Genomic DNA, 9,961 nt, shown 5'->3' on the forward strand with positions numbered 1-9,961 from the left:
CCCCAAAGACGTCGAACTCGCCGCATGACCCAGCAAGCCGAACCACCCCAAGCCCAGCCCGGACGCCTTGACGAAAGACATAGAGGCACCCCCCCGCGGTGTCCGCGGCCGTACCCACTCCCCTTCCCCCGAGCGAGGCCACACCATGACGACGCCCCGGCCCGTGCGGCTGCTGCTGGCCGACGACGAGCACCTGATCCGGGGGGCGCTCGTCACGCTGCTGTCGCTGGAGGACGACCTGCTTGGTCGTCGCCGAGGCCGCGACCGGGCCGGAGGCGCTGGCGATGGCGCGGGCGCACGCCCCCGACGTGGCCGTCCTGGACCTGCAGATGCCCGGCGCGGACGGTGTGAAGGTCGCCACATCCCTGCGGGTCGAGCTGCCCGGCTGCCGGGTGCTGATCGTGACCAGTCACGGGCGGCCGGGGCACCTGAAGCGGGCGCTCGCGGCGGGCGTGCGCGGGTTCGCCCCCAGGACCGTCAGCGCGCAGCGCCTCGCGGAGATCATCCGCACGGTGCACGCCGGGAACCGCCACGTCGAACCCGAGTTGGCCGCCGACGCGATCGCCGCCGGGGACTCCCCGCTGACCGCGCGCGAGGCCGAGGTGCTGGAGCTCGCGGCGGACGGGGCGCCCGTGGCGGAGATCGCGGAGCGGGCCGCCCTGTCCCAGGGGACCGTGCGGAACTACCTGTCCTCGGCCGTCTCGAAGCTCGGGGCGGAGAACCGGCACACGGCGGTGCGCCTCGCGCGGGAGCGAGGTTGGGTATAGTGGTTCCCGCGCCACGGCGCATGCGAACGTAGCTCAGTTGGTAGAGCGCAACCTTGCCAAGGTTGAGGTCGCGAGTTCGAACCTCGTCGTTCGCTCCACGTCAAGGCCCCGGTCGTCGACCGGGGCCTTCGTCGTGCGGCCGGGCGGGCGCTCAGCTCCAGGCGGTGCCCGTCAGCCGCTCGTACGCCTCCACGTACCTGGCCCGGGTCGCGTCCACGACCCGCTGCGGCAGCGGCGGCGGGGGCTGCTCGCCCCTCCGGTCCCAGCCCGACTCGGCGGACGTCAGCCAGTCCCGCACGTACTGCTTGTCGTACGACGGCTGCGCGCGGCCCGGCTCCCACTGCTCGGCCGGCCAGAAGCGGGAGGAGTCCGGGGTGAGCACCTCGTCCGCAACGACCAGGCTCTCGCCGTCGAAGCCGAACTCGAACTTGGTGTCCGCCAGGATGATCCCCCGGTCGCGGGCGATGTCGCGGGCGCGGCCGTAGGCGGCCAGGGTCGCCTGGCGCAGCCGGGCCGCGGTGTCCGCGCCCACCCGGCGGGCGACCTCCTCGTAGGAGACGTTCTCGTCGTGCTCGCCGACGGCCGCCTTGGTGGCCGGGGTGAAGATCGGGGCGGGCAGTTCCGAGCCGTCCACCAGGCCCTCGGGGAGGGCGAGGCCGCAGACCGTGCGGGACTCGTCGTACTCGGCCAGGCCCGAGCCGGTGAGGTAGCCGCGGGCCACGCACTCCACCGGGACCATCCTCAGGGACTTGCACACGAGGGTGCGGCCCGCCCAGTCGTCCGGGGCGCCGGCCGGCAGCTCGGTGCTCAGGACGTGGTGGGGGAGCAGGTCGGCGAGCTGGTCGAACCACCACAGGGAGAGCTGGGTGAGGATCCGGCCCTTGTCGGGGATCTCGGTCGGCAGCACCCAGTCGTAGGCGGAGATGCGGTCGCTGGCGACCATCACGAGGTCGCCCGCCTCGTTCCGGTACAGCTCGCGCACCTTTCCGGTGTGCAGGTGCACCAGACCCGGAACCTGGATCGGTTCGGGCTTTTCGACGAATCCGGACACGGTTCCTCCCCGTGGTTCTGTCCAATGCGTCGATTCTCCCGTACCGGGCGAACGGTCTCGGCCAGGGGTCGGTGCGGGGTCGCCGTCCGGGGGGTCAGTCGCGTTTGCAGATGCGGTCGAGGAGGTGGGCGGTGGCGCGCTGGATCCGGGGGTCGACGTGGCCGGGGCGGTCCAGGGCCGGGGACCAGGCGAAGGTGCCGGAGGCGAACACCCAGGCGCCGGAGGGGGCCCGGTAGAGGGAGGTCTCCTGGTGCCGCCGGGCACCCTCGCGGTCGGTGTACGGGGAGTGCGCGAGCAGGACGCGCTCCTCGTGCTCGGGCAGCGGGGTGCGCGGGAAGTAGCGGTCGGCCTCGCCCGCGACCATCCCCTCGAGGGCGTCGCCCTCGTGCGCGCCGGTCCCCTCCCACATCCAGTGGTCGGCGTTGCGGACGATCAGCGGGTGCGGTTCGGGGACCTGGCCGGCGTACTGGACGCCGAGCAGCTGCTGCTCGGCGCGGTCGATCTCCCGCCACAGCACCGGTTTGCCCGGACCCTTGCGCTTGCGGCAGGTCAACAGGCGGTCGGGGCCGGCCGGGGAGGGGGTGAGCTCGACCTGCCAGTACAGGGTGTTGGCGGAGAGGAAGACCAGGGACGTGCCGTGGTCGCGGGCGCGTTCCACGGCGTCGCGCATGGGCTTCGACCAGTACTCGTCGTGGCCCGGGAAGACCAGGCCCCGGTAGCGGGTGGGATCGACGCGGCCGGCGTGCAGGTCCCGGGCGTCGGCGTAGGCGAGGTCGTAGCCGTAGCGCTCGGCCCAGCGGATCACGTCGTAGGCGTGGCCGACGTGCAGCGGGAGGCCGGCACCCGCGTACGGGCGGTCGAAGGAGACGGTGGTGGCGGCGTCGGCCTCGCCGAGCAGGCGGCCCTCCTCGTCCCAGGCGTGGTAGAGGCTGGCGCCGGTGCGGCCGTCCTCCGGGTAGAGGTTGTAGGCCTGCCAGGTGACGTCGGGCAGCACCAGGAGCAGGTCGGCGGGGCGGTCGTCGCGGACCGTGAACGGCACGTGCGAGCGGTGGCCGTCGGCCGTGGTGAGGACGGCGACGTACGCGCCGACGCTCCAGTACGACGGGACCGGCAGCCGCCAGGACAGCCACCAGTGGTGGCAGGAGACGGTGCGGTCGGCGGTGAGCGGCGGGGGCTGCACGATGCCGGAGAGGCGGGGACTGGAGGTGATCTTGACGGCGCCGTCGCCGCCGTAGTGGCCGATGCGGTAGACGTCGACGCCGAACTCCTGGGGCGGGTCGACGGTGACGTGGAAGTCGATGGCCTCGCCGGGGGCGACGGCGCCCGTGGAGGCGAAGCCCTTGATCTGGCGGCGCACGTCGTCGGCGGCGCGGGGGCCGCCGGAGGAGCGCGGGGCCGGGACCCTGGCCCCGCCCTGCCGCGGGAGACGGGCGGTGGCGGGCGCGGGGGGCTCCGGGTCCACGTACCAGGGGACGACCTGGCCGGTGTCGTCGAAGTAGGTCTCGCTGCCGCGCAGCCACGGAAGGGGGCCCTGTCCGAAGGGGTCGTTCACGGCGTGCGCCAGGGCTCCCGACTCCCAGCGGCGGATGCGCTCCGAACCCATGACCGCTCCCCTCCCTCGTGCCCCCCGCGGCGGTGTGGTGCGTGCTGTCCGTCCGGACGCGTCCGGCGGCGGTGCCTGCCGGTACTCATGTGCTTGTCGTATGTCGCACGCCCTTGCCAGGGAGAGCGAACGGTCCCAGCACATCACATGGGGCGCGTACTCCGTCACCGTTCGTTTTGAATTGACCGAAAGCGGAAGGGTGGGCTCCGTGCGGGTGGGGCGGGTGCCGGTTCAGACGAGCCGCACCGGCTTCTCCGGTCGTATCCCCCGCCGGGCCAGCCACAGCCGCAGGGCCGCCGGGTCACCGTCCTCGACCAGGGCCAGGACCTGGGAGGACAGGTCCGCGGCCCGTTCACCGCCGACGAGCAGGACCGGGCCGTCGAGCCAGTCGAGGCCGGGGGCGGCGCCCGCGGTGTCCATCGCCGCGCAGCAGACCATCGCGGTGACGTGGTCGGCGAGAAGTTCGCGGGCGGTGCGCGGGGGCTGGAGGGGGAAGAGGGGGAGAGTCCGGTCGTCCCAGAGGGGGACGGGGCCCTGGGCGACCGGGGAGGCGGCGCTCCCGGAGGGGGCGGGCGGGGCGGCCGCCGTCTCCTCCCGGGCCAGTTCGGCGCTCAGCCGGGCGGCCAGGGCGGCACTGCGGGCGGCGGTGGTGCCGGTCAGGTCGGTCGGGTCCTCGCTCCGCGGGTCCGGTCCGGGACCGGGGGGCGGGGGCGGCGGAGCCGGCGCGACCGGCCCGGGGGCCGGATCCGGGTCCGTCAGGTGGTCGAGGACACGGGAGAGGTTCGGGCCGTCGGAGCCCGGTGCCGTACCGCCGGCGGGGCGTATGCGCAGGGCGTCCAGGACCCGGTGGAGGCGGGCGGCGTCGGTGCGCCACTTGCGGTCCACGACCTCCTCCGGGTAGTCGGCCCAGTGGACCGGCGACCAGTCGGGGCCGGGCTCCGCGGGGCCCCCGTGGAAGAGGCGGGCGGCCAGCAGGGAGGCGGCCTCGTCCACCGCCCCGGGCTCCTCGAGCAGGTCGCAGGCGGGACGCTCGCCGAGGCGGGAGGCGAAGCCCTCGGCCAGCCGGTCCCGCCGGGACAGCTCGGTGAGCGCCGCCACCACCCCGGCGTTGAGCCGCGAGGGCCAGCGGCCCATCCGCCAGGCGGGCAGCGCCACCCGAGTGAGCAGCCGGTCCCAGCCGGCGTAGGCCAGGCCCACCTGCTCCTGGGCGACGATGCGCAGCCCGTAGTCCACGGCCTGGGCGCGCTCGGCCGCCGCCGCGGCGACCGAGCGCTCCATCTGGGCGGCGTGCCTCCGGCAGCCGCGCAGCAGCACCCGGGCGGCCCAGCCGACGCCCGCGAGCGCCCCGCGGGGCACCGGACCCCGGCGGGGCGCCGAGGCCACGGCCACCGCGGCGTCCAGACCCCGCACGAACCGCCGGGCGGCCGCTATGTCCGGGTGCGCCGACGGTCCCGTGCCCGCGACGACCGGGGCGAGGACCGCGCGCAGCTCGCCCACCCGCATCCACCACAGGAACGGCGAGCCGATCACCAGCACGGGCGCGGCGGCGGCGCCCGGCTGCCGTCCCGCGCCCGCTATGTCGGCGTGCTCCTCGACGGGCGGCGGGCCGTGGGCCGGATGGGTGCGGTCCTCGAGCCAGCTGTCGCAGTCCGGGGTGAGCGCTATCGCGGACGGGGCGGGGACGTCGAGGCGGTCGGCGAGGTCGCGCACCAGCCGGTACAGCTCCGGGGCCTCCTCCTCGGCGACCGGCACCGTCGGGCTCACGGCGGGCCGGGCCCGGGCGACGACCAGGGCGACACCGGCGGCGGCGAGCAGGACGAGCACCGCAAGCGGCGTGAGGACCCAGCGGACGAGGTCCCAGCCGGTGCCCGGGAGGTGGCCGGTGGAGCCGCCGACGAGCAGGATCACGGCGCCGGCGGCCGGCAGCACGGCGACGGCCAGCGCCTGGTTGCGGACCCGCAGCACGGCGACCGCACGCGACCGCGCGGCCTGCGCGCCCGCCTCCGCTCCCGTTCCGCTTCCGCTCATGGTCCGACCCCACCCCCTCCCGGCGGTCCCGACGCTGTCCTGGCGTTGCTCACTCCCCCACTGTGGCACCCGCCCCCGACATCGCAATGCCGATGGGCCAAGTGCCGGAACACATGCGCGGCACCCTAGTTGGGGGTCCGGCCTCCGTCAGCCGGATGGCTCACCGCTCACTCGATGGAATGGCTTTGGGGAAAGGTGGGTGACCGACGGCACACCTCGGGCCCCGGATCCTGAGACGGATCCGGGGCCCGAGGGGTTCGCCGGCGCCGGGAGCGGGCCGGACACGGCGGGCGGACCGGGCGCGGTGCCCGGCGCGGTCACGCGTCCCGCGCCGCCTTCGCCGCCCGCTCCGCGATGTCCGTGCGGTACTGCGAGCCGTCGAGGCCGATGCGGGCGACCGAGCGGTAGGCGCGGTCGCGGGCCTCGGTGAGGTCCTTGCCGGTCGCCGTGACGGACAGCACGCGGCCGCCCGCGCTGACCACCGCGTCGCCCTCGCGCCTCGTCCCGGCGTGCAGCACGTACGCGTGCGGGGCGTCCTCGGCGGCGACCTCGTCGAGGCCGGTGATCGGGTCGCCGGTGCGCGGGGTGCCCGGGTAGTTGTGCGAGGCGACGACCACGGTGACCGCGGCCTCGTCGCTCCAGCGCAGCGGCTCCAGGTGGGCGAGGTTCCCGGTGGCGGCGGCCATCAGCACGCCGGCCAGCGGGGTCTTCAGACGGGCCAGGACCACCTGCGTCTCGGGGTCGCCGAACCGGGCGTTGAACTCGATCACGCGGACCCCGCGCGAGGTGATCGCCAGACCGGCGTAGAGCAGGCCGGAGAACGGGGTGCCGCGGCGCCGCATCTCGTCGACCGTCGGCTGGAGGACCGTCCGCACGACCTCGTCGACCAGCTTCGGGTCGGCCCACGGCAGCGGGGAGTAGGCCCCCATGCCGCCGGTGTTCGGACCCTCGTCGCCGTCCAGCGCGCGCTTGAAGTCCTGGGCGGGCTGGAGGGGCAGGACCGTCTCGCCGTCGGTGATCGCGAAGAGGGAGACCTCGGGGCCGTCGAGGTACTCCTCGACGACCACCCTCGTGCAGGCACCGGCGTGCGCCCGGGCCGCCCCGAGGTCGTCGGTGACGACGACGCCCTTGCCGGCGGCGAGCCCGTCGTCCTTGACGACGTAGGGGGCGCCGAACGCGTCGAGGGCCGCGTCGGCCTCCTCGGGCGTCGTGCAGACGTACGACCGGGCCGTGGGCACGCCCGCCGCCGCCATGACGTCCTTCGCGAAGGCCTTGGAGCCCTCGAGCCGCGCGGCCTCCCCGGAGGGGCCGAAGACCGCGATCCCCGCGCCGCGCACGGCGTCGGCGACACCGGCGACGAGGGGGGCCTCCGGGCCGACCACCACGAGGTCCGCGCCGAGCCGCACGGCCAGCGCGGACACGGCCGCGCCGTCGAGGGCGTCGACCCGGTGCAGCTCGGCGACCTCGGCGATGCCGGCGTTGCCGGGGGCGCAGTGCAGCGCGGTGACGTCGGGGTCGAGGGACAGGGAGCGGCACAGGGCGTGTTCGCGGGCGCCGCTTCCGATGACGAGGACCTTCACGGGGTCAGCCTAACGGGAAGCGGCGGGCTCGCCTTGTGCGGGCTTCCGAAGGAGCGGGGGGAGGGAGTTGGTGCTTTCCTCCAAGGGCGCACGACGGACGGGGGCGGTCGCGCCGGGTCGCCGGTCCGGCGGTCCGGCGACCCGGCGATCCGGCGGGCGTCCCGCTGGCCGCCGCCCGTCCCGCCGTTCGCCCTACTCGTTGGCGATCTCCTCGACCACCGTCGCGCCGAGCTCCCGGACGATCAGCTCCTGCCCGGAGAGGGCGGACTCGTCCAGGTCGGGGTCGTCCTCCTCGGGGATGTCGTCCTCGGGGGAGACCGGGGGCGGCGGCTCCGGGGCGGACGGCCGGGGTGCCGGGGCGGGCGCGGGCGCCGCCGGGGCGCCGGCCGCCCGCGCGGGGCCGGGGGACGGGGCGGACGGCTGGGGGGCCGGGCGCCGGCCGGCGCCGCCGTACCCGCCGCCACCGCCGTGGCCTTCCCCGCCGCCGTGACGGCCGACGGCCGAGCCCGCCGGGACGGGGGCCGCCGCACCGCCGCCACCGGACGGGTCGACGATCGCCTCGATCTTCCACTGGACGCCGAACCGCTCGCCCAGCGCCTGCCGCAGCACGTCCTCGCTGCCGCTGCTGAGGAAGTTGTCCCGCGCGCCCGCGTTCACGAAGCCGAGCTGGAGGGTCGTGCCGTCGAACGCGGTCACCTGGGCGTTCTGGCTGAGCAGGATCCAGGTGAAGCGGCGGCGGTTCTTGACCGCCTCCAGGATGTCCGGCCAGAGCACGCGGGGGTCGAGGCCGCCGCCCGACGGCGCCGGGGCCGCCTGGGGCGCGGGGGTGCTCGGCGCGGCCGGTGCCGGGGCCGGTCCACCGCCGCCCGCCGGTGCGGCGGTGGGCCAGCCGCCGGGTCGGCGGGCTCCGCCGGCGGGGGCCGCGGTGGGCCAGGCGCCGGGGGCGGGCGCGGCGGGAGCGCTCGGCGCGGCCGCCTGGGGCGGGGCCTGTGCCGGGGCCGGAGCCGGAGCCGCCGGGGGCGCGGGCGGAGCCGGAGCGGGCGCGGGCGCGCCGCCGGGGGCGCCCCCCGGAGCCCGCACCGCGGCCCGGGCGGCGGCGGGGCCGCCGCCCGGCGGCACCGGGGCCTGTCCCTGCGCCGCACCGGCCGCCGCCGCGCCGTGGACGTCCGGCCCGGGCACGTATCCCAGGGCGGGCGTGCCCGCGCCGCCGCCCGCCGGGAGGTTCACGCCGCGCTCGATCCGGTCCAGCCGGGCCATGACCGAGCGCTCGTCGCCGTAGGCGGCGGGCAGCAGCACCCGGGCGCAGATCAGCTCGAGCTGGAGGCGGGGCGAGGTGGCGCCGCGCATCTCGGTGAGCCCCTCGTTGACGAGGTCGGCGGCACGGCTGAGCTCGGCGGGGCCGAAGGTGCCGGCCTGGGCCCGCATCCGCTCGACGACGTCGGCGGGGGCGTCGATGAGCCCCTTCTCCGCGGCGTCCGGCACGGCGGCGAGGATCACCAGGTCCCGCAGCCGCTCCAGCAGGTCCGCGACGAACCGCCGCGGGTCGTTGCCGCCCTCGATCACCCGGTCGACGACCTCGAAGGCGGCGGCCCCGTCACCGGTCGCGAAGGCCTCCACCACGGAGTCGAGCAGCGAGCCGTCCGTGTAGCCCAGCAGGGAGGTGGCCATGGCGTACGTCACACCCTGCTCCCCGGCGCCGGCGAGCAGCTGGTCCATGACGGACATCGAGTCCCGCACGGATCCGGCGCCGGCCCGCACGACGAGCGGCAGCACGCCCTCCTCGACGGGGATGTCCTCCTTCGCGCACACCTCGCCGAGGTAGTCCCGCAGGGTGCCCGGCGGCACCAGCCGGAACGGGTAGTGGTGGGTCCGCGACCGGATGGTCCCGATGACCTTCTCGGGCTCGGTGGTGGCGAAGATGAACTTCAGGTGCTCCGGGGGCTCCTCGACGACCTTGAGCAGCGCGTTGAAGCCGGCCGACGTGACCATGTGGGCCTCGTCGATGATGTAGATCTTGTAACGGCTGTGGGCGGGCCCGAAGAAGGCCTTCTCGCGCAGGTCGCGGGCGTCGTCCACACCACCGTGGGAAGCGGCGTCGATCTCGATGACGTCGATCGAGCCGGGCCCGTTGCGCGCGAGGTCCTGACAGGACTGGCACGCGCCGCACGGCGTCGGCGTGGGACCCTTCTCACAGTTCAGGCACCGCGCGAGGATCCGCGCGCTGGTCGTCTTGCCGCATCCGCGCGGGCCGCTGAACAGGTACGCGTGGTTGACCCGGTTGTTCCGCAGCGCCTGCTGCAACGGGTCGGTGACATGCTCCTGCCCGATGACCTCGGCGAACGACTCCGGGCGATAGCGGCGGTACAGCGCGAGAGACGACACGCCTACGAGGTTATAGGCGCCCGCCGACATCCGGTCCCGCCCCGCTGGCCGGACCCGGGGCCCGCGCCCGCACACGCAAGCGCCCCCCACGCACCCGCCAGAGCCAACCTACCCTTGCTGCCTTCCGGCCCTGGGGGAGTTCAGTCAGATAGCGCCGCGTGAGGGGCTACGCAGAGGCTACCTCATCCCGCGGGGAGGGAACGAGTTCGCGAGCACTCCTCTCGGTCATGTAATGTTTCCGGCGGAGGATTCGCCTAGAGGCCTAGGGCGCACGCTTGGAAAGCGTGTTGGGGGCAACCCCTCACGAGTTCGAATCTCGTATCCTCCGCACTCGCCCGTCAGGGCGGATGGAAGGCCCCGACCGGTCACGGTCGGGGCCTTCGTCGTGCCGTGCCCCGCACCGGCCCCCGCGCGTCCCCGTCGCGCCGGACCGCGTGGGCGGGGGGGCGGGGGGGGGGGGGGGGGCCGGGGGGCCACGCTCAGGGGGGGGGGGGGGGGGGAGGGGGGGTTTTTTCCTGTTTCTCCCCTCTTCGTCATCCCTGTCGGGGTG

Annotated in this window: 5 protein-coding genes, 2 tRNA genes, 1 other RNA gene and 1 pseudogene; 3 read left to right on the forward strand and 6 right to left on the reverse strand. The window is 75.6% G+C overall.

Annotated elements, in window-relative coordinates; all coding sequences use genetic code 11:
• Nucleotides 1–145 precede the first annotated feature (145 nt).
• Nucleotides 146–767: pseudogene (locus tag ACZ56B_RS26540) on the forward strand (response regulator).
• A 22-nt stretch (nt 768–789) separates the two neighbouring features.
• Nucleotides 790–865 (forward strand) — tRNA-Gly (locus ACZ56B_RS26545).
• A gap of 53 nt (nt 866–918) precedes the next feature.
• On the opposite strand, the gene ACZ56B_RS26550 is transcribed toward ACZ56B_RS26545, so the two are convergent.
• The 6 genes from ACZ56B_RS26550 to ffs all read right to left on the reverse strand — a co-directional run bounded on the left by ACZ56B_RS26550 (nt 919) and on the right by ffs (nt 9,582).
• The gene (locus ACZ56B_RS26550; protein ID WP_468795650.1) at nt 919–1,818 is read right to left on the reverse strand and encodes a phosphoribosylaminoimidazolesuccinocarboxamide synthase; all 900 of its coding nucleotides are present in this window, start codon (nt 1,816–1,818) and stop codon (nt 919–921) included.
• Nucleotides 1,819–1,912: 94 nt separating this feature from the next.
• The gene (locus ACZ56B_RS26555; protein ID WP_468795653.1) at nt 1,913–3,421 is read right to left on the reverse strand and encodes a N,N-dimethylformamidase beta subunit family domain-containing protein; all 1,509 of its coding nucleotides are present in this window, start codon (nt 3,419–3,421) and stop codon (nt 1,913–1,915) included.
• Nucleotides 3,422–3,652: 231 nt separating this feature from the next.
• On the reverse strand, nt 3,653–5,449 hold the full coding sequence (locus tag ACZ56B_RS26560; RefSeq protein WP_468795656.1) for a hypothetical protein: 1,797 nt from the start codon (nt 5,447–5,449) through the stop codon (nt 3,653–3,655).
• Between the two features lie 317 nt (nt 5,450–5,766).
• Nucleotides 5,767–7,029 (reverse strand): phosphoribosylamine--glycine ligase, encoded by a 1,263-nt coding sequence (gene purD, locus ACZ56B_RS26565; RefSeq protein ID WP_468795659.1) that lies wholly within the window; start codon nt 7,027–7,029, stop codon nt 5,767–5,769.
• 192 nt (nt 7,030–7,221) lie between these two features.
• Nucleotides 7,222–9,411, reverse strand: coding sequence for a DNA polymerase III subunit gamma and tau (locus ACZ56B_RS26570; RefSeq protein ID WP_468795662.1), 2,190 nt, complete (start codon nt 9,409–9,411; stop codon nt 7,222–7,224).
• A gap of 72 nt (nt 9,412–9,483) precedes the next feature.
• An RNA gene (gene ffs / locus ACZ56B_RS26575) (signal recognition particle sRNA small type) lies at nt 9,484–9,582 on the reverse strand.
• A 72-nt stretch (nt 9,583–9,654) separates the two neighbouring features.
• On the opposite strand from ffs, the gene ACZ56B_RS26580 reads away from it, so the two are divergent.
• A tRNA-Ser gene (locus tag ACZ56B_RS26580) sits at nt 9,655–9,739 on the forward strand.
• Nucleotides 9,740–9,961 lie beyond the last annotated feature (222 nt).

The organism is Streptomyces sp. NPDC034670 (genome assembly GCF_055574875.1).

Excerpts from the sequence above, each read along its gene's own strand:
- ACZ56B_RS26555 (WP_468795653.1), bottom strand. The coding sequence starts at position 3,421 with ATGGGTTCGGAGCGCATCCGCCGCTGGGAGTCGGGAGCCCTGGCGCAC.
- ACZ56B_RS26560 (WP_468795656.1), bottom strand. The coding sequence starts at position 5,449 with ATGAGCGGAAGCGGAACGGGAGCGGAGGCGGGCGCGCAGGCCGCGCGG.